Source organism: Actinacidiphila glaucinigra, from assembly GCF_900188405.1.
GTDB lineage: Bacteria > Actinomycetota > Actinomycetes > Streptomycetales > Streptomycetaceae > Actinacidiphila > Actinacidiphila glaucinigra.
This window is the reverse complement of sequence record NZ_FZOF01000008.1, coordinates 39,515-59,015: the sequence shown is the minus strand read 5'-3', so window position 1 is coordinate 59,015 and position 19,501 is coordinate 39,515. Positions and strand designations below refer to the sequence as shown.

Genomic DNA, 19,501 nt, shown 5'->3' with positions numbered 1-19,501 from the left:
CGGAAACCGAGTACCCCTAGGAGTACGGCCATGGCCGTCGTCACGATGCGGGAGCTGCTGGAAAGCGGCGTCCACTTCGGGCACCAGACCCGCCGCTGGAACCCGAAGATGAAGCGCTTCATCTTCACCGAGCGCAACGGCATCTACATCATCGACCTGCTCCAGTCGCTGTCGTACATCGACCGCGCCTACGAGTTCGTCAAGGAGACCGTCGCGCACGGCGGCACCATCCTCTTCGTCGGTACGAAGAAGCAGGCCCAGGAGGCCATCGCCGAGCAGGCGACCCGGGTCGGCATGCCCTACGTGAACCAGCGCTGGCTGGGCGGCATGCTCACCAACTTCTCGACCGTCTACAAGCGCCTGCAGCGCCTGAAGGAGCTCGAGGAGATCGACTTCGAGGACGTGGCCGCCTCCGGCCTCACCAAGAAGGAGCTCCTGGTCCTCTCCCGTGAGAAGGAGAAGCTGGAGAAGACCCTGGGCGGCATCCGCGAGATGCAGAAGGTGCCGAGCGCCGTCTGGATCGTGGACACCAAGAAGGAGCACATCGCCGTCGGTGAGGCGCGCAAGCTGCGCATCCCGGTCGTCGCGATCCTCGACACCAACTGCGACCCCGACGAGGTCGACTACAAGATCCCGGGCAACGACGACGCGATCCGCTCCGTCACCCTGCTGACCCGTGTGATCGCCGACGCCGTCGCCGAGGGCCTCATCTCCCGCTCGGGTGCCGCCTCCGCCGGTGACAAGGCCGAGGGCGAGCCGCTGGCCGCGTGGGAGCGCGAGCTGCTCGAGGGCGACAAGGCGAAGGCCGAGGAGACCGCTGCCGAGGCCGCTCCGGCCGAGGCCGCCGCTGAGACCGCTCCGGTCGAGACCGAGACTGCTGCCGAGGCTCCGGCCGAGGCCGCCGAGGCGCCCGCCGCCGACGCCGAGCAGGCCTGAGCCTCAGCCCGCCTTCCGACGCGTGTGAGGACGGCGGGGGCTCCGGCCCCCGCCGTTCGTCCGTAGAACCACCGCTCACCGGATTCACCGACTTCCGAAGAGAGACTGACAGACCATGGCGAACTTCACCGCCGCCGACGTCAAGAAGCTCCGCGAGCTGACCGCCGCGGGCATGATGGACTGCAAGAAGGCGCTCGAGGAGGCCGAGGGCGACCTGGACAAGGCCGTCGAGATCCTCCGCGTCAAGGGCCAGAAGGGCGTCACCAAGCGCGAGGGCCGCTCCGCGTCCAACGGCGCCGTCGTGTCCCTGATCGCCGGTGACAACAGCGAGGGCGTCCTCGTCGAGCTCAAGTGCGAGACCGACTTCGTCGCCAAGGGCGACAAGTTCATCGCCGCCGCCGACGCGATCGCCGCCCACGTCGCCGCCAGCAAGCCGGCCGACCTGGAGGCGCTGCTCGCCTCCGAGATCAAGGACGGCCAGACCGTCCAGGCCTACGTCGACGAGGCCAACGCCACCCTCGGCGAGAAGATCGTCCTGGACCGCTTCGCGCAGTTCACCGACGGCTACGTCGCCTCCTACCTGCACCGCACCAGCCCGGACCTGCCCCCGCAGGTCGGTGTCCTGGTCGAGCTGGACAAGGAGAACGCCCAGGTCGCCAAGGACGTCGCGCAGCACATCGCCGCCTTCGCCCCCACCTTCCTGTCCCGCGAGGAGGTGCCGGCCGAGACCGTCGAGAACGAGCGTCGCGTCGCCGAGGCCACCGCCCGCGAGGAGGGCAAGCCCGAGGCCGCCCTCACGAAGATCGTCGAGGGTCGCGTCAACGGCTTCTTCAAGGAGAACGTCGTCCTCGAGCAGGCCTTCGCCAAGGACAACAAGAAGTCCGTCCAGAAGGTGCTCGACGAGGCCGGCGTCTCGCTGAAGCGCTTCGCCCGCTTCCGCGTCGGCGTCTGAGCGACCAGCCGCGCAAGCGTTTGACCGACGGCCCCGCTAGGGTCGTACGCAGCCGGCCGCTCACCGGCAGGCCGCAGTTGTGACGAGGAGGCCATTGCCCACAGGGAACCATCACGGACCCTCGGCAATGGCCTTCTTCGTACGTGCACGAGGAGATCTCCATGGAACAGGACGCCGACAAGGCACCCACCGCCACCGGCACGCACAAGGGCCGGTACCTGCTCAAGCTCTCCGGCGAGGCCTTCGCCGGCGGAGGGGGGCTCGGAGTCGACCCCGACGTCGTGCACACGATGGCCCGCGAGATCGCCGCGGTCGTCCGCGACGGTTACGAGATCGCCGTCGTCATCGGCGGCGGCAACTTCTTCCGCGGCGCCCAGCTCCAGCAGCGGGGCATGGACCGTGCCCGGTCCGACTACATGGGCATGCTCGGCACGGTCATGAACTGCCTCGCCCTCCAGGACTTTCTGGAGAAGGAGGGCATCCAGTCGCGCGTGCAGACGGCGATCACCATGGGCCAGGTCGCCGAGCCCTACATCCCGCTGCGCGCCGTGCGCCACCTGGAGAAGGGCCGTGTGGTGATCTTCGGCGCCGGTATGGGCATGCCGTACTTCTCCACCGACACCACCGCCGCGCAGCGCGCCCTGGAGATCCATGCCGAGGCGCTGCTGATGGGCAAGAACGGGGTGGACGGTGTCTACGACGCCGACCCCCGCTCGAACCCCGACGCGGTGATGTTCGACGCCCTGGAGTACTCCGACGTCATCGCCCGCGACCTGCGCGTCGCGGACCTGACGGCGATCACGCTGTGCCAGGACAACAAGCTCCCGATCCTCGTCTTCGAGCTGCTCGCGGAGGGCAACATCGCGCGGGCCGTGAAGGGTGAGAAGATCGGCACGCTCGTCAACGACACGGGCGCCCGCTGACGGACGGCGCCGGCCGCAACCCGGCCGGCGATCCGCCCGGAACGGGGATGGACAAGACGCTGCCGGTCGGACACCGTGCAGGAAAGACGCGCGCAAGGGCCGAGGCTCTGCCTTCTGAATACCAGGAGCACATGGTGATTGAAGAGACCCTCCTCGAAGCCGAGGAGAAGATGGAGAAGGCCGTCGTGGTCGCCAAGGAGGACTTCGCCGCGATCCGCACCGGTCGTGCCCACCCGGCGATGTTCAACAAGATCGTGGCGGACTACTACGGCGCCGCGACCCCGATCAACCAGCTCGCCTCCTTCGCGGTGCCCGAGGCGCGGATGGCCGTCATCACCCCGTTCGACAACTCGGCGCTGCGCAACATCGAGCAGGCGATCCGGGATTCGGACCTGGGCGTCAACCCGACCAACGACGGCCGTATCATCCGGGTGGTCTTCCCGCAGCTCACCGAGGAGCGGCGCAGGGACTACATCAAGGTCGCCCGCGGCAAGGCGGAGGACGCGCGGATCTCGATCCGCAGCGTGCGCCGCAAGGCCAAGGAGACCCTCGACAAGCTCGTCAAGGACGGCGAGACGGGCGAGGACGAGGTGCGCCGCGCGGAGAAGGAGCTCGACGACACGACCCACAAGTACGTGGCGCAGGTCGACGAGCTGCTCAAGCACAAGGAATCCGAGCTGCTGGAGGTCTGATCCGGCGCACCGCCGGATCCGCTCCTTCGGCCCGGCACGCCCGCGGCTGAGCCACCCATCCACCCGACCATCCATCCGACCGACCCGGACCGGACGAAAACGCGAGGCGAAACTCCGTGAACGACTCTTCTTGGGGGCCCTCGCCACACGCCGGTTCCTGGGGAGGCGAGGATGAGGTGGGCACCCGGATGGGCGGCCCCTTGTTCCGCGACGACGCCCCCGAACCCGAGCGGCACTCCGCCCGGCCCGACCGTTCCGCGCCCCAGCCCTCGGCGGCGGGTGGGAACGGCGGCCGGGCGAAGAAGAGCGCGGGGCGCAACCTGCGCGCCGCGATAGGGGTCGGCGTCGGGCTCGGCGTCGTCATCATCGCCTCGCTCTTCATCGTCAAGGCCGTCTTCGTGGGCGTCGTCGCCGCGGCGGTCGTGGTGGGCCTGTGGGAGCTCACCTCGCGCCTGGCCGAGCGCAAGGAGATCCGGGCTCCGCTGGTGCCGCTCGCCGTCGGCGGCGCCGCCATGGTCGTCGCCGGCTATGTGCGCGGCGCCGAGGGCGCGTGGGTGGCGATGGCGCTCACCGCACTCGCCGTCCTGGTCTGGCGGATGACGGAGCCACCGGAGAACTACCTCCGCGACGTGACGGCGGGCGTCTTCGCCGCGTTCTACGTGCCGTTCCTGGCCACGTTCGTGGTGATGATGCTCGCGGCGGGCGACGGCCCGTGGCGGGTGTTCGTCTTCCTGCTCCTCACGGTGATCAGCGACACCGGTGCCTACGCCGTCGGCTGGCGTTTCGGCACGCACAAGCTCGCTCCCCGCATCAGCCCCGGCAAGACCCGCGAGGGCCTGGTCGGCGCGATCAGCTTCGCGATGGTCGCGGGCGCCCTGTCCATGGAGTTCCTGATCGACGACGGCCATTGGTGGCAGGGGCTGCTGCTGGGCCTTGCCGTGGCCGTCAGCGCGACCCTCGGCGACCTGGGCGAGTCCATGATCAAGCGGGACCTCGGCATCAAGGACATGGGCAAGCTGCTGCCCGGCCACGGCGGCATCATGGACCGCCTCGACTCGTTGCTGCCGACCGCCCCTGTGGTGTGGCTGCTGCTCGTCGTCTTCGTCGGCTCGGGCTGAGCCTCCCAGGCCGCCGGGTGTTCAGCCCGGTCGCGGTCCCGTCGCCACGGGCCGGGCGGGATCGGCGCTCCACTCGCTCCACGAGCCGACGTACAGCGCGGCGTCGATACCGGCGACGGCCAGGGCCAGCACCTGCTGTGCCGCCGAGACCCCCGAGCCGCAGTACACGCCGACCCTGCCGCCGCCCGCTGTGACCCCCAGGGCGGCGAAGCGGCGGGCCAGTTCACGGGCGGGACGGAAGGTGCCGTCGGCGGTGACGTTCCCGGCGGTGGGAGCCGACACGGCCCCCGGGATGTGGCCGCCCACCGGATCCAGCGGCTCGACCTCCCCCCGGTAGCGCTCGGCCGCCCGTGCGTCGAGCAGCACGCCCGTACGGGCCAGCGCCGCCGCGTCCTCGGCGCTCAGCACCGGGAGCGAGCCCGGCACGGCGTCGAAGTCGCCGGGCTCCGGTGCCGCGCCCCGCGTGGTCAGTTCGCCTCCGGCGGCCGTCCAGGCGGGGAGTCCGCCGTCCAGCACCCGTACGTCCCCGTGCCCGGCCCAGCGCAGCGTCCACCAGGCCCGTGCCGCGGCCCAGCCCTGACCGCCGTCGTGGACGACGACCCGGCTGTCCCCGCGCACGCCGGCCCGCCGCATCGCGGCTTCGAACACCCCGGTGTCCGGCAGCGGATGCCGACCGGACGGGCCAGGCGGTCCCGCGAGGTCCGCCTCCAGGTCGACGTAGACGGCGCCTGAGATGTGGCCCGCCTCGTACGCCGCCCGTCCCGACGGCCCGCCGCGCTCGTACCGGACGTCGAGGAGCACGGGCGCGGCGCGCTGGTGCAGGTCGGCGGCGAGCTCCGGGGCGCTGATGATCGTGTCCACCGGCCCATCCTGGCGCAGCCCTGCCGGGCCGGGAAGCCGGCTGACCCCACCGTCGCCGCCGCTGAGCGGGAGCGTGCCGGGCGACTTTCCTGACCTGCGCCGTCGCGGCCCGGCGTGACGGTGGTCGCAGGGTGCGGTGGGCCGCGACGCTGGTCGGCGATCCGTCCGCCGCTTACACTCGAACGTGTGTACGAGCTTCCTCCGGATCCGCAGCGCCTGCGGGTGATACGCCTCTATCTGCAGATGCAGATCGCCGCAGTCGACGCCAAGATCCAGGAGGCGGAGTCCGATTCCGCCCCCGTTGCGGCGGGGGTTCCGTCGGAGACCGGAGGCGGCGCACCGCAGCGGGACAAGGGGGGAGCCCGCAGTCCTGCCCGTGCCTGGCGGCTGCAGAGCGTCCCCGATCCGCGCGGCGGCTCGGGCCGGGGCGTCCTCCATCGCGACGACTGCCGCGTTCCCGGGGGCGGCCGGCTGAACCGGCAGGAGTTCGAGGTGGCCCTCGGGATGCCGGACGTCACGTCGTGCGGGGTCTGCCGTCCGGAGGCGGAGCCCTCCGCCTGAGGTCCGGCGACGCGTTCCGTGGGCCCGCATGCGACGGACAGTCAAGTTACTGCATCGTAACTTGACGACCGCTACCCGCGGTAACACTTGTGTGGGTACCGTCCTGCCCAGCCGCCTCGGAGCGGCGCGCGAGGACGCCGTGGGGCCATGGGACGCCCCGTGACCTCGTGCGACGCCCCTCCGTACCCCCTGCCCTTTCCCAGGAGGTTCGCCATGCCCGTACGCAGACGTCTGCTCGCCGCGGCGATCACCACCGCCGCCGCGTGCCTCGGCGCCCAGGCCCTCCCCGCCGCCGCGGCCAACGGATCCGGCACCGTGGTGTCCCGGGGTGTCACGATCCCCGCGTTCTACCGGCCGCCGGCCGAACTCCCCGCGGCCGAAGGCGCCCTGATCCGCAGTGAGCCGCTTCCGCTCGCCCTGAGCCTGCCCGGACTCCACGGGCCCCTGCCGGGCAGGGCCACGCGACTCATGTACCGGTCGACGGATTCCAACGGCCTCCCCGTGGCCGTCACCGGCGCCTACATCGAGCCCGCGGCCGCCTGGAAGGGCCGCGGACCGCGCCCGCTCGTCGCCGTCGCCCCCGGCACGATGGGGCAGGGCGACCAGTGCGCGGCCTCCATGGGCCTGGAGCGTCCGCTGCTGTTCAACGGACGGACGGTGTCGGTCGGTTACGAGGACCTGGCGATCTACCGGCTCCTCGCCGAGGGCGCAGCCGTCGTCGTCACCGACTACATCGGCCTCGGCGCCACCGATCGGCTGCACACCTACGTCAACCGCGTCGACGGCGCCCATGCCGTGCTGGACGCCGTCCGCGCCGCGCACGCCGTCCCCGGGGCGTCCGTGACCCCGGCCTCGCGTGTGGGCCTGTTCGGCTACAGCCAGGGCGGCGGCGCGACCGCCGCCGCGGCCGAACTCCAGCCCGCCTACGCCCCCGAGATCGCACTCGCCGGCACCTACTCCGGCGCCCCGCCCGCCGAACTGACCTCGGTCACCGCCGCGATCGACGGCAGCGACCTCGCCGGCGCCCTGGGCTGGTCCGTCAACGGCTTCCTCCAGACCGACCCCGCCCTGAGGCCCATCGCCGAGGCCCACCTCAACACCGCCGGAAAGGCCGCGCTCGCCGACCTGTCCACGATGTGCGTCGGCGACGCGCTCTTCGCCTACGGCTCCGCACACAGCACCGCCTGGACGAAGGACGGGCAGTCCATCGACGCCGTCATCCGTGAGGAACCCGCGCTTCGGGCCTTCCTGGACGACCAGCGCATCGGCAGGCTCAAGCCCGCAAGTCCCGTCCGCGTGGCGACCGGTGTCAGCGACGACCTCGTCCCGCACGCCCAGGCGCGCGCACTCGCCGTCGACTGGTGCCGCAAGGGAGCGGACGTCACCTACAAGCCGGTCGTCCTGCCCGATGCGGGTCGTGCCCTGGTCAACCACTTCGTGCCGCTCCTCGCCGACCAGGGCGCGGCCGTCTCCTGGCTCACCGACCGCCTGTCCGGCAGGCCCGCAGCCTCCAACTGCCGTTCACTGCCGATGCAGCCCTGACACCGGCTGCCCAGGGTGCGTCAACTCGCCCCCGTTTCCGGGCACGTTCGCCGGAGAGCCGGGGTGGAGTGGGGGTGCGCCGGACGGAGGGGCCCGAAGTAGTGCGCGAGGGCCCAGCGGGCGACGCGGGCTCCCGCGAGGCAGCCCGCGGTGTCCGCGGTACGGGTGTGGATGCCGGCCCAGACGCGCGCGTCGATCATGTCCTGGTTGAACCGCACGGCGTCGTCGTAGTGGCGTGCGGTGCCTGTGGCGTCGGAGGTGAAGGTGAGATCGAGACGGGTCGTGCCGAAGAGTCCCATCAGGGTCTGAGCCACCGCGCCGGCGACCGCGGCGTGCCCGCTGATGTGGTCGGGGTGCGGTGGTGTCACGAGCAGCGGCTGCCACTGCGGATCCGGCTCGGTGGCCGGGTTGCCGTCGGTGCCGGCGAGCCGGACGGCGGTGATCGGACGCCAGGAACCGTAGTGGAGCTTGGCGTCCCACGCCGTGATGACGGCGTCGGTCGCCGTCGCGTTCGCCGCGGCGAACAGCCGTGCCGTGTCGGCGATGTCCAGCCGGTGGCGTGCGCTGTGGTCGCGGTACGCGGCCTGGAGCTGGACGGCCAGGTTGCCCCCGAAGAACAGGGCGGTCTCGGTCTGCCGCGCGGTGCGGGGCGAACCCGTCAGCGCGCCCATGGTCCTCACCTCGTTCACGTCCCGGGCGTAGCGGGCGGAGGCGAGGGCGGGCGGCGGGCCGGGCCGGAACCGGGAGGGCGAGGTGAGCAGCAGCGGGCGCAGCCGGGCGAGCCAGGTGTCGATGAAGGCCAGGTTCCCCGGCGGGGTGGGCCGCCAGACGCCGGGCGCGGGCGGGGTGGTGAAGTCCACGGTCGCGAACCGGCCGTCCCCTTCGCGCAGCCGGATGACGTGGTCGGCGGCGCGCGCCCCGAAGGCCACGCCCTGCCGTTCGGCGTCGCCGTCGGGGATCCTCGCCAGCGAGTCCGCGTACGCCGCGTCGAGCAGCGCCTTGGACGCGGGGAAGTCGGAGAGCAGGACGTCGTGCGCGGCGGTCACGGCCGCCGCTTCCGGTGACGCGCCGGCGGGTCCGCGGGCGTGCCACTTGTAGGGCGCGTAGCGGCCCTCGATGCCGACCACGGCGTTGTAGACGGCGACCGAGACGAACCCGTGCCAGACGACCGCCTGCCCGGACGGACGGGTCGCGCCGAGGTTGGTGCCGATGACGTTCGTGGCGATGGCGTTCCACTCGCGGACGGCGGCCGGATCCGCCGCGGGCCGGTGTTCCCTGCCGGAGGCCTGTGCCGGAACGAGGGCGGCGGCCGATACCGCGGTGACGGCGAGGGCCACGGGCACGACCGTGCCGGTGAGCCGTCCGTACCACCGCGAGAGGCGCCCGGAGGACGGAGCGGTCCTGTCTGCGGGACTCATGGGGAGACTCCTCGTCGACGTCGGGCCCGAGCCGGACCGGAGGGAGTTCCCGCCCGGTTCGGGCCATATCGACGTCGTTCCTACCCATGGTCGGGCGGGGCCGCCGCCCGGTTCGTCAGGTGCGCGGCCGGTTCCCGCCGTCCGCCGCACAGGCGGTACCCGCCAGAGGGCGACGGTCCCTCGTACAACCGGCCACGCCGGTGCCCGCCGTCCGGCGGGCGGCCACTGCGACGGGCCGTCCACTCGGGCGGGTCAGGGGATGGCGATGGGGGGCGGCGGCTGAAGGGGCCCCTGCAGCGGGTACCAGGCACCGCAGACCGGCAGGGTGCCGGCGGTGTTGCAGCGGTTCTCCGCCATGTCGCCGCGGAAGGTGACGACCTTCACCGACAGCTCCGCCGTCGAGGAGGTGCTCACGCTCGCGCCGCACACTCCGGTGCCGGGGTATCCGGGGAGCCCGCTGAGGTCCTGCCAGGTGTAGGTGCCGCCGCCCACCGGGGTGGTGTCGCGCTGCCCCACGAACGTCCGGCCGCGGACCACGGCGACGGAGTAGTCGCGGTTGCTCGCATTGGCCGTGCCAGCCGAGTCGATGTCGCACCCCGAGAGCCTGCCGGGGCCGGGGAAGGGGGCCACGAAGGGCCCGCGGCCGGGGCCGAGGAGGGGAGCGGCGGGGTCGAGGACGGGACCGGCACCGGTTTCGACGATGGGACTGGTACCAGGGCCGAGGAGAGGTCCGCGACCGGGGTCGAGGAGGGGGCCGGAGCCAAGGAGGGGGCCCGAACCGAGGAGGGGATCGGAACCGAGCAGCGGGCCGAGGCCGAGCCCGGGACCGCCACCGAGTCCGGGGTCGGTGCCGAGGTCTCCGCCGGGGTACGGGTAGTCGTTGTACGGGTCCGGGTATGCGTCGTACGGGTCGGGCCACGGGAAGCTCGACGAGGAAGCCGCGGGCGTGTCCGCTCCGTCCGTGCCCACGGCCTGAGCCGTCGTCAGGGAGCCCGCGGATATCGCGGTGGCGATCAGGGCCGCCGGCACCACGGTGCGCGCGAGTCGTCCGAACCGTCGAAGGGACCGCCCGCAGGGCGGCGGGGTCCTGTCTGCAGGACGCATGGAGACACTCCTCGTCGATTTCTGGCCGGCACCGAACCGGAGGGCTTCCGGCACGGCTGGGGCCCCTGTGGACGGGATCCGTACCCGCACCCGCCGGCGTCGGGCGCCAAGGTCATCCCAGTGGCGCAGCCCGTTCCCTCCCACCGGGCCGCACTCACCCGATCGACGCCCCGTGTCTCGACAGACCTGACACCCCGTGAGCCGTACAGCGCTGGCCAACGTTCGCGGGGTCCGGATGGCGCGCGGGCCTCAAGGTGCAGGCAGGGCGGCATTCATGACATACAGATGGAAAACGGAAGAGGCCCAGGCCGGGCCCCGAGCGGCGAAGAGGTGGCTGAGGTGGCGGAAGCCTCCACGGACGAGTCGGCCGGCGAGCGGTCCGTCGAGGAGGGGGGATACCAGCAGGAGCTGAAACGCACGCTGGGCTCCTTCCAGGTCTTCGCGATCTCGTTCGCGTTCATCTCCGTTGCCGTCGGCATCTTCTCGACCTACGACGACGTGCTGCAGAACGCGGGCCCCGTCGGCATCTGGCTCTGGATCCTCGTCGCGGTCGGGCAGTGCCTGGTGGCCCTGGTGGTCGCGCAGCTCGCGGGGCGCATCGCCCTCAGCGGCTCCTCGTACCAGTGGGCCTCGCGACTCGCCGACCCGAAGGTCGGCTGGGGGTTCGGCTGGCTGACGTTCTGCTACCTGGCGATCGCCGTGGTCGCGATCGACAACGCCCTCGCGAGCCAGGCCTTCATGCCGCTCGCCGGCATGAGGCCGGACGAGGACACGGCACGGGTCATCACGCTCGTGGTGCTGTTCGTCCAGGCCGTGCTCGCCGTGGCCTCGACCCGCCTCGTCAGCCTGATCAACAGCGCGGCGGTCGGGCTGGAACTCGCGCTCGTCGTGGTCATGGCGGTCGCGCTGATCATCGCCGCGGCGGTCACGGGCAACGGCTCGGTCGGCAACCTCACCTCACGCGGCATCACCGAGGACGCCCCGCACTACTTCGCCCTCGGCGGCGGACTCATGATCGCGATGATCATGGGCCTGGCCACGCTCGTCGGCTTCGACTCCGCCGCGAACCTCGCCGAGGAGGCCAAGGACCCCTACCGCAGCGTCCCCCGCGCGATCGTCGGCTCGGTCGTGGCGGCGGGGCTGCTGGGCCTGCTCTTCCTGGTCACGCTCACCGTCGCCATCGAGGACGTCCCCCGCATCAGCCGCGACGGCTCCCCGGTCGCCACCATCATGCGGGACCAGCTCGGGCCGGTGACGGAACGCACGCTGCTGATCGCGATCACCTTCGCCTTCTTCGGTGCGGGGATGGTGGTGATGGTCGCGTGCTCGCGGATCATCTTCGCGATGTCGCGCGACGGGCGCTTCCCCGCGCACCGGCTGATGCGCCGGGTCAACCCGCACACGCGGACCCCGATCCCGGCCACCGTGCTGATCTTCGCCATGGGCGTGATCCTGATGGTGGCGCTGCCCGGTGCCGCACTGCTGGAGCTCATCACGGCGTCGACGATCCTCCCGGCGCTCATCTACGGCTCGACGATCGTCCTCTACCTGGCGGTCCGCCGGCGCCTGGGCCGCCGCAAGGGCGCCTTCGACCTGGGCCGCCTCGAACTGCCGGTCGCGGTCGCCGCCCTGGTGTGGACGGTCGTCGCGCTCGTCGCCCTGGTGACACCGCGGGAGGCGCTGGTGCCGCTGGTGATCGTGGTGGGGCTGCTCGTCGTCGGCGCGCTGTTCTTCCTCGGCATGCTGATCTTCGACCGCGGGTGCCTGGAGGCCGAGCCCGGGGACGTGGACGTCTTCAAGCACTGAGCCGCCGCGCACGCGCCCGCCGGCCGCGGTACGGCACGGGAACGGCTCGTCAGCTCGCCGCCGGTGCCGCCGCCCACGGAAAACGCCGGGCGCGGGTCGCCGAGGCGCTTCTAGACTCGGCCCGTGATCCGCACCGCAGTTCCCGAGGATGCACCGGCCATCGGCGCCCTGAAGGTCCGCGCATGGCGGGCGGCGTACGCCGGGTTCATGAGCCCGGAGTTCCTCGACGGGCTCGACCCGGTGAGCGACGCGGCGGACTGGGCCGAGTATTTGGCCGAACTCGCCGGCGAGCACCGGTTGTGGGTCGTGCAGGAGGGCGACAGCGTGGCCGGCTTCTGCCGGACCGGTCCGGCCGATCAGTCCCAGGACCCGGACCTCGGCCCCCGCGCCGCCGAGGTCTACGGCCTGTACGTCGAACCCGGTCGCATCGGTACGGGTCTGGGCCACCGGCTCTTCGGCCACGCGGTGACCGACCTCGAGGGGCGCGGCCACGGCCCCCTGTGCGTGTACGCGTACGTTCCGAACGCTCCGGCCCTGCGGTTCTACGAACGGGCCGGCTTCGGGCGCGACGGCATGACTCGCGCCGCCGACGAGGGCGGGACCGGGCTCATCGAAGCGCGACTGGTGAAGCCTGCCCGCGCGGGTGGCGTCGCCTGAGGCGGCGGAAACGGTGCCCGTGTCTCCCACCTGCGACGGTCCGTTGGGGGCATGCGCGCTGAAAGCGTGGCCCCATGAAGCGAGTGATCCCCTCCGGAGCGCACGCAGCCGAGCCCTGGCACTGCGACCCGCGCGCGAGGAGCACGAGTGAGGGCACAACTCGACCCCTTGGTGCGGCTCTTGCCCCGTACACCGAGGTGCCTGGCGGCCCGCCGTGGGCCGTTCTCACGGGTCACGGGGGACAGCGGGCCTCGGTGCCGGCTCCGTGATCGCTGCCGTCGAGGCCGGGCAGCCCGAGCCTCCCGAGCGGCTTCGAGGCGTTCGTCGAGGAGTCGGTGTCGGGATTCGCGCTGGATCACCAGGAGAACGGCTGGGACGCCCGGCGCACCCGGACTTCCCCGCACCGGGTGGCCTGGCGGTCCACCGAGGACTGGGATGCTGCTCCACCATGCCGCCGTCGAACGGCAGGACGACAGCCGGTCCACGCGCGGGCATCACCACCGGCCACTTGTCGTTCCTGCTCGCGGCTTACGAAGGGCGGCACTTCGCGTCCCGGTGGGGCATCGGAATCGGAGTGGATCGGACGCGGTCCGTGAGCCGCCCAACTTCAAGCGGATCCGTTGCCGGGCGGGGCTCTCGCATTCCCGCCTTTGCCGGGAGAGCCCGTCCCTCAATCACTCCCGGGAGATCGCAGCGTGGTCCGTCTCCACGGGTCGGCGGAATTGGCTCAGATGAACGGGCCATCGGAAACCGCATAATCGCACCACAGGCCGATCGCATATTGTTCGGAGTATTCGTGCTGTGAGTGCACCTGCTCCGGCGACCACTCGTCCGGTCCTGGATCGAGGTCCAGAACGCAGCGCTCGGGCGTGCAGTCCAGCTTCAGGCCGTCCGACAGGACGAAGTGCGACTGCTGCTCGCTGCAGACGAATCGGTAGTCATGGACGCCTCCGATGGTGATGTGGACAAGGCGCCATGCATTGTCCGTCGCCATGTCCACGGCTTGGATGTCGAACGAAACGGTCCGACCCGCCGCTGAGCCCCTCGGCACATGCAATCGAATACCGGTGATCACGCCGTCTTCGAACTGTCCGAATCTGGCAGTGAATATCTTGGCGTTTTCCGCAGAGAGTCGTTCAAAGTTCACTACTCGTCCATTCCCGGTGTTCCGGCGCCCTGCCGGGCGGAGAGGCCGGATCTGTCGTTGCCCTGCGGCGTCCTGTCTACGCCCCAAGTCCCGCGTGGGTCGATCACGCCTGCGCCTTGTTCGCCGGGGGTCGCCGCCCGAGGGTGACGGGACCCTCACGCAGCTGACCTGGGCGGCCCCAAACGATCTGCGACACTGGACGGACCATGCCTGCACCCGGAGAACTCACATTCGTCGCGCCGCGCGGAGCCAAGAGGCCGCCGCGGCATCTTGCCGATCTTTCGCCCGAGGAGCGCCGGGAGGCGGTCGCGGAGCTGGGGGAGAAGCCGTTCCGCGCCAAGCAGCTGTCGCAGCACTACTTCGCGCGGTACGCCGATGACCCCGCCGCCTGGACGGACATCCCGGCGGCGGCGCGGGGCAAGCTGGCGGAGGGGCTGCTGCCGGACCTGATGTCCGTGGTGAGGCACAGCAGCACCGACAACGACACCACCCGCAAGACGCTGTGGCGGCTGTTCGACGGGACGCTCGTCGAGTCGGTGCTGATGCGCTACCCGGACCGCGTGACGATGTGCATCAGCTCGCAGGCGGGCTGCGGCATGAACTGCCCGTTCTGCGCCACCGGCCAGGCCGGTCTGGACCGGAACCTGTCGACCGGGGAGATCGTGCACCAGATCGTGGCGGGCATGCGCTCGCTGCGGGACGGGGAGATCCCTGGCGGACCGGCGCGGCTGTCGAACATCGTGTTCATGGGCATGGGCGAGCCGCTCGCGAACTACAAGCGCGTCATCGGCGCCATCCGCCGGCTGACCGACCCGGAGCCGGACGGGCTGGGGCTGTCGCAGCGGGGCATCACCGTGTCGACGGTGGGCCTCGTCCCGGCGATGCTGCGCTTCGCCGACGAGGGCTTCAAGTGCCGGCTCGCGGTGTCCCTGCACGCGCCCGACGACGAGCTGCGCGACACCCTGGTGCCGGTGAACACCCGCTGGAAGGTGCGCGAGGTGCTGGACGCCGCGTGGCACTACGCGGACGTGTCCGGGCGCCGGGTCTCGATCGAGTACGCGCTGATCCGGGACATCAACGACCAGGGATGGCGGGCCGACCTGCTGGGCCGGCTGCTCAAGGGCCGCCGCGTCCACGTCAACCTGATCCCGCTCAACCCGACCCCCGGCTCGAAGTGGACGGCCTCGCGGCCCGAGGACGAGCGGGCGTTCGTGGCGGCGCTGGAGGCGCACGGCGTCCCGGTGACCGTCCGGGACACCCGGGGGCAGGAGATCGACGGCGCCTGCGGTCAGCTGGCGGCTTCCGAGCGCTGACCAGCGCTTGCTAAGGTGACGGTCGTTTGCGGCCGTTTGCCGCGACGTCACGCACATCACACAAAAGAACATCCGACAGGGGAGCGCGGAAAGCGCTGAGAGTGCGGCACGGCCGCAGACCCTCGGACCTGATCCGGGTCATACCGGCGTAGGGAGTCACCACATGAGCACCACTCGTCGGCGTGTGGCCGGCACCGCACTGGCCGTCGCGATAGGCGCGACCGCGCTCGCCGCCTGCGGCAGTGACAGCGGGGACACCGCAAAGGGCGAGGGCGGCACCGCCTCCAAGACCGTCACACTGGTCAGCCACGACTCCTTCGCCGCGTCGAAGGACGTGCTGAAGGCGTTCACGCAGCAGACCGGCTACACCGTCAAGGTGCTGCGCGGCGGCGACGCCGGCGCCGCCGTCAACCAGGCCGTGCTGTCCAAGGGCAACCCCCAGGGCGACGTCTTCTTCGGCGTCGACAACACCCTGCTGTCCCGGGCCCTCGACAACGACCTGTTCGAGCCGTACGAGGCCAAGGGCCTCGACAAGGTGCCCACCGCGCTCCAGCTGGACGCCGCGAAGCACCGCGTCACCCCGATCGACTTCGGCGACGTCTGCGTCAACTACGACCGGAAGTACTTCACCGAGCACAAGCTCCCCGTGCCCGAGAGCCTCGACGACCTCGTCAAGCCCGAGTACAAGGACCTGCTCGTCACCGAGAACGCCGCCACCTCCTCCCCGGGGCTCGCCTTCCTCCTCGCCACCACCGCGAAGTACGGCGACGCGGGCTGGGAGGACTACTGGAAGAAGCTCAAGGCGAACGGCGTCCAGGTCGTCGACGGCTGGGAGCAGGCGTACTACGACAACTTCTCCGGCGCCGGCGGCGGAAAGGGCGACAGGCCGCTGGTCGTCTCGTACGCCTCCAGCCCGCCCGCCGAGGTGCTCGGGCTGAAGACGCAGCCCGAGCAGGGGCCGACCGGTGTCGCGACCGGCACCTGCTTCCGGCAAGTGGAGTTCGCCGGCCTGCTGAAGGGCGCGAAGAACCCCGAGGGCGGCAAGGCGCTCGTCGACTTCCTGCTGAGCCGCCCCTTCCAGGAGGACATGCCGCTCAACATGTTCGTCAACCCCGCCCGTGACGACGCGAAGCTGCCCGAGGTCTTCACCAAGTACGCGCCGGTCGTCGCAGAACCGGCCACCGTCGCCCCGGAGAAGATCGCCGAGAACCGTGAGCAGTGGGTCAAGTCGTGGTCCTCGCTCGTGCTGAAGTAACGAAGACCGCCGGGGGAAGGCGCGCCCGGGCGGCGGCAGTCCGGCCGCTCGCCGTAAGGCTCGGCCTGATGGCCGTGCCGGTCGCGTTCTTCGGGCTGTTCTTCGGGTACCCGGTCGCCGCCATCGTCTCCCGCGGGCTCCGCGAGGGCGGGCGGTGGCGGTTCGGCCGGTTCGCGGACGTCCTGGGCGAGCCCGACGTCCTGCACGTGCTGTGGTTCACCTGCTGGCAGGCGGCCGCCTCCACCGCGCTCACCCTGGCGATCGCGCTGCCCGGCGCGTACGTCTTCGCCCGCTTCGACTTCCGCGGCAAGCAGGTGCTGCGCGCGGTGGTGACCGTGCCCTTCGTGCTGCCGACGGTGGTCGTCGGCTCGGCCTTCCTCGCGCTGCTGGGGCGCGGCGGGCTCCTCGACGAACTGTGGGGGGTGCGCCTGGACACCACGGTCTGGGCGATCCTCCTCGCGCACGTCTTCTTCAACTACGCCGTGGTCGTACGCACCGTGGGCGGTCTGTGGGCGCAGCTCGACCCCCGCCAGGAGGAGGCCGCGCGGGTCCTCGGCGCGGGACGCCTCGCGGCCTGGCGCAGGGTGACGCTGCCCGCCCTCGCCCCCGCGGTCGCCGCGGCCGCGCTCATGGTCTTCCTCTTCACCTTCACCTCCTTCGGCGTGATCCAGATCCTCGGCGGCCCCACCTTCTCCACCCTGGAGGTGGAGATCTACCGGGAGACCGCGCAGCTGCTCGACCTGCCGACGGCGGCCGTGCTGACGACCGTCCAGTTCGCCGCCGTCGCGGCGATCCTCGCCGTGCACGCCGGGACCGTACGGCGCAGGGAGAGCGCGCTGCGGCTGGTGGACCCGGCCCGCACCGCGCGCCGGCCGCGCGGCGCCGGCGAGTGGGGGCTGCTGGCGGGCGTGCTCGGCGTGGCCGCGCTGCTGATCCTGCTGCCGCTGGGCGTGCTGGCCGAGCGCTCGCTGCACGGACCCGACGGCTACGGCCTCGGCTACTACCGGGCGCTGGGCTCGGTGGCCGACAGCGGCGGGACCTTCCTGGTGGCGCCGGTCGCCGCGGTCTGGAACTCGCTCCAGTACGCGGCCGCCGCCACCGCGATCGCCCTGGTCGTCGGCGGGCTGGCCGCGGCCGCCCTCACCCGGCGGGCCGGGCGCCTCGTGCGGGGCTTCGACGCTCTGCTGATGCTGCCGCTCGGCACCTCGGCGGTGACCATCGGCTTCGGCTTCCTCATCACCCTCGACGAGCCTCCGCTGGACCTGCGCTCCTCATGGATCCTGGTGCCGCTCGCCCAGGCGCTGGTCGGGGTGCCCTTCGTGGTGCGCACCATGCTGCCCGTGCTGCGCGCCGTGGACGACCGGCTGCGCGAGGCGGCCGCGGTGCTCGGCGCTTCCCCGCTGCGGGTGTGGCGCGAGGTCGACCTGCCGCTGGTGCGGCGGGCGCTGCTGGTGGCGGCCGGCTTCGCCTTCGCAGTGTCCCTGGGCGAGTTCGGCGCCACCGTCTTCATCGCCCGCCCCGACAACCCCACCCTGCCGGTCGCGGTCGCCCGCTTCCTCGGGCGGGCCGGGGAGCTCAACCACGGCCAGGCGATGGCGCTCAGCACCGTGCTGATGCTGGTGTGCGCGGGCGCGCTGCTGGCGCTGGAACGTATCCGCATCGACAGGTCGGGGGAGTTCTGATGACCCTGCTGCGACTGGACGGCGCCACGGTGCGCTTCGGCGGGCACACCGCCCTGGACGCCGTGGGCATGGAGGTCGCCGAGCACGAGACGGTGTGCGTGCTCGGGCCCAGCGGCAGCGGGAAGTCCACGCTGCTGCGGGTCGTCGCGGGGCTGCAGCCGCTGGACTCCGGGCGTGTGCTGCTGGCCGGCCACGACCAGAGCGGAGTTCCCGCCCACCGGCGCGGCGTGGGCCTGATGTTCCAGGACCACCAGCTCTTCCCGCAGCGCGACGTCGCCGGGAACGTCGACTTCGGTCTGCGCATGCGCGGCGCCGCCCGTGCCGAACGCGAGCGCACCGTCGAGGAGTTGCTGGAGCTCGTCGGCCTGCCCGGCGCGCAGCGGCGCGCCGTCGCGTCCCTGTCCGGCGGTGAGCAGCAGCGGGTCGCCCTGGCCCGGGCGCTGGCGCCGGGGCCGAGACTGCTCATGCTCGACGAGCCGCTCGGTCAGCTCGACCGGGGCCTGCGGGAACGCCTGGTGGTCGAGCTGCGCGGGCTCTTCCGGCGGCTGGGCACGACGGTGCTGGCCGTCACGCACGACCAGAGCGAGGCCTTCGCGCTGGCCGACCGGGTCGTCGTCATGCGCGACGGCCGTGTCGAGCAGGCCGGTACCCCGCTGGAGGTGTGGCAGCGGCCCGCCTCCGAGTTCGTCGCGCGCTTCCTCGGCTTCGACAACGTGGTGGCCGCCACCGTCACCGGCGAGGCCGCCGACACCGCCTGGGGCAAGGTCCCCGTCCCCGCGGGCTCGCCGCAGGGCGCCGGTCGGCTGCTCGTCCGGCCCGCCGGCGTACGCCTCGTCCCCGCCACCGACGGGCTGCGCTGCGACGTGCTCGCGCGCACCTTCCGCGGCGACCAGGTCACCCTGCTGCTCCGCCCCGAGGAAGGCCCGCGGCTGGAGGCGGGCTGCGCCCTGCGCGACGCCCCCGCGGAGGGAGACACGGTCGGCGTCTCCTTCACGGCGGACGAGGTCGTGGTGCTGGGCGGGTAGACCCCGTTGAGCACCGGGGGCCTCCGGGGCGCGCGGGTGGGCTGTTCGGCTGTCCCGTCGTCTCGCGCCCCGCGGGCGCACGGCGGCCGGCTGCGGATGGGGAGGGTGGGGGCCGGGCGGTCGCGGGCGGCACGCCGGTGCGCACGGGCGTGGTGCACACGCTGCCGTCCGCAGGTATGGATGGCCGCTTCCACGCCATCCGTGGGCGGTGGGCGCGCCCGCCGTAACCTGCGTCTGCGGGTGCTTCGAGGTGCTGCCGAAGAGCCGCGAGCGAGATCGGGCCCGCTTGCAGCGTCATAGACGTCGAAACAGGGCCCGATGTCGGATCGGGGAATCACCCCCGGACGCCGGTTACGGCGGGCGCGCCACCCACGAAGGGTGGGCGTGGTCACCGGCCATCTGCACCCGCGGACGGCGACGAGACCGGAGTCAGACGAACAGCCGGCTCCGCTCCGGCGCCTGAACTCCGGCCATCCACCCACCCGCACACTGCAGACAGGACCAGGCCC

Annotated in this window: 17 protein-coding genes and 1 riboswitch; of the genes, 13 read left to right on the top strand and 4 right to left on the bottom strand. The window is 72.0% G+C overall.

Annotation, left to right across the window (positions count from 1 at the left end; genetic code table 11):
- The first annotated feature begins 30 nt into the window (after nt 1-30).
- From rpsB to CHF15_RS18395, 5 genes are all read left to right on the top strand, one after another.
- Nucleotides 31-936 carry a 30S ribosomal protein S2 gene (rpsB, locus tag CHF15_RS18415; RefSeq protein WP_089224940.1) on the top strand — a complete coding sequence of 302 codons (906 nt, stop codon included), beginning with the start codon at nt 31-33 and terminating at the stop codon, nt 934-936.
- Between the two features lie 115 nt (nt 937-1,051).
- Nucleotides 1,052-1,888: a translation elongation factor Ts gene (gene tsf / locus CHF15_RS18410; RefSeq protein WP_018561725.1), complete on the top strand. Its 837-nt coding sequence runs from the start codon at nt 1,052-1,054 to the stop codon at nt 1,886-1,888.
- A gap of 161 nt (nt 1,889-2,049) precedes the next feature.
- Nucleotides 2,050-2,811 (top strand): UMP kinase, encoded by a 762-nt coding sequence (gene pyrH, locus CHF15_RS18405; RefSeq protein WP_179279859.1) that lies wholly within the window; start codon nt 2,050-2,052, stop codon nt 2,809-2,811.
- A 134-nt stretch (nt 2,812-2,945) separates the two neighbouring features.
- Complete coding sequence (frr, locus tag CHF15_RS18400; RefSeq protein WP_089225219.1) at nt 2,946-3,503, top strand: ribosome recycling factor; 558 nt, start codon at nt 2,946-2,948, stop codon at nt 3,501-3,503.
- A 116-nt stretch (nt 3,504-3,619) separates the two neighbouring features.
- Complete coding sequence (locus CHF15_RS18395; protein WP_089224938.1) at nt 3,620-4,621, top strand: phosphatidate cytidylyltransferase; 1,002 nt, start codon at nt 3,620-3,622, stop codon at nt 4,619-4,621.
- 21 nt (nt 4,622-4,642) lie between these two features.
- Here CHF15_RS18395 and CHF15_RS18390 read toward each other — a convergent pair whose 3' ends face one another.
- Nucleotides 4,643-5,482: a sulfurtransferase gene (locus CHF15_RS18390; protein ID WP_089224937.1), complete on the bottom strand. Its 840-nt coding sequence runs from the start codon at nt 5,480-5,482 to the stop codon at nt 4,643-4,645.
- 186 nt (nt 5,483-5,668) lie between these two features.
- Between CHF15_RS18390 and CHF15_RS18385 the strand changes: the two genes are divergently transcribed.
- Entirely contained in the window at nt 5,669-6,043 is a 375-nt protein-coding gene (locus CHF15_RS18385) for a DUF6233 domain-containing protein (protein ID WP_089224936.1), read from the top strand.
- 213 nt (nt 6,044-6,256) lie between these two features.
- Entirely contained in the window at nt 6,257-7,585 is a 1,329-nt protein-coding gene (locus CHF15_RS18380) for a lipase family protein (protein WP_089224935.1), read from the top strand.
- A gap of 20 nt (nt 7,586-7,605) precedes the next feature.
- Here CHF15_RS18380 and CHF15_RS18375 read toward each other — a convergent pair whose 3' ends face one another.
- Complete coding sequence (locus CHF15_RS18375) at nt 7,606-9,003, bottom strand: vanadium-dependent haloperoxidase (RefSeq protein WP_089224934.1); 1,398 nt, start codon at nt 9,001-9,003, stop codon at nt 7,606-7,608.
- 252 nt (nt 9,004-9,255) lie between these two features.
- A complete protein-coding gene (locus tag CHF15_RS18370) occupies nt 9,256-10,107 on the bottom strand; it encodes a hypothetical protein (protein WP_143681588.1) in 852 nt (283 codons plus the stop codon).
- Nucleotides 10,108-10,446: 339 nt separating this feature from the next.
- Between CHF15_RS18370 and CHF15_RS18365 the strand changes: the two genes are divergently transcribed.
- Complete coding sequence (locus tag CHF15_RS18365; protein ID WP_245938910.1) at nt 10,447-11,913, top strand: APC family permease; 1,467 nt, start codon at nt 10,447-10,449, stop codon at nt 11,911-11,913.
- Nucleotides 11,914-12,036: 123 nt separating this feature from the next.
- Nucleotides 12,037-12,570, top strand: a complete 534-nt coding sequence (locus CHF15_RS18360) for a GNAT family N-acetyltransferase (RefSeq protein ID WP_089224931.1) — start codon at nt 12,037-12,039, stop codon at nt 12,568-12,570.
- Between the two features lie 727 nt (nt 12,571-13,297).
- On the opposite strand, the gene CHF15_RS18355 is transcribed toward CHF15_RS18360, so the two are convergent.
- Entirely contained in the window at nt 13,298-13,717 is a 420-nt protein-coding gene (locus CHF15_RS18355; RefSeq protein WP_089224930.1) for a hypothetical protein, read from the bottom strand.
- Between the two features lie 206 nt (nt 13,718-13,923).
- Between CHF15_RS18355 and rlmN the strand changes: the two genes are divergently transcribed.
- From rlmN to CHF15_RS18335, 4 genes are all read left to right on the top strand, one after another.
- Complete coding sequence (gene rlmN, locus CHF15_RS18350; protein WP_018561735.1) at nt 13,924-15,030, top strand: 23S rRNA (adenine(2503)-C(2))-methyltransferase RlmN; 1,107 nt, start codon at nt 13,924-13,926, stop codon at nt 15,028-15,030.
- Nucleotides 15,031-15,097: 67 nt separating this feature from the next.
- A riboswitch (TPP riboswitch) is annotated at nt 15,098-15,202 on the top strand.
- A complete protein-coding gene (locus tag CHF15_RS18345; protein ID WP_089224929.1) occupies nt 15,194-16,285 on the top strand; it encodes a thiamine ABC transporter substrate-binding protein in 1,092 nt (363 codons plus the stop codon). It overlaps the preceding riboswitch by 9 nt.
- Nucleotides 16,286-16,353: 68 nt before the next feature.
- Nucleotides 16,354-17,967 (top strand): ABC transporter permease, encoded by a 1,614-nt coding sequence (locus tag CHF15_RS18340; protein WP_089224928.1) that lies wholly within the window; start codon nt 16,354-16,356, stop codon nt 17,965-17,967.
- A complete protein-coding gene (locus CHF15_RS18335; RefSeq protein ID WP_089224927.1) occupies nt 17,967-18,992 on the top strand; it encodes an ABC transporter ATP-binding protein in 1,026 nt (341 codons plus the stop codon). The genes CHF15_RS18340 and CHF15_RS18335 overlap by 1 nt, the downstream gene beginning before the upstream one ends.
- Nucleotides 18,993-19,501 lie beyond the last annotated feature (509 nt).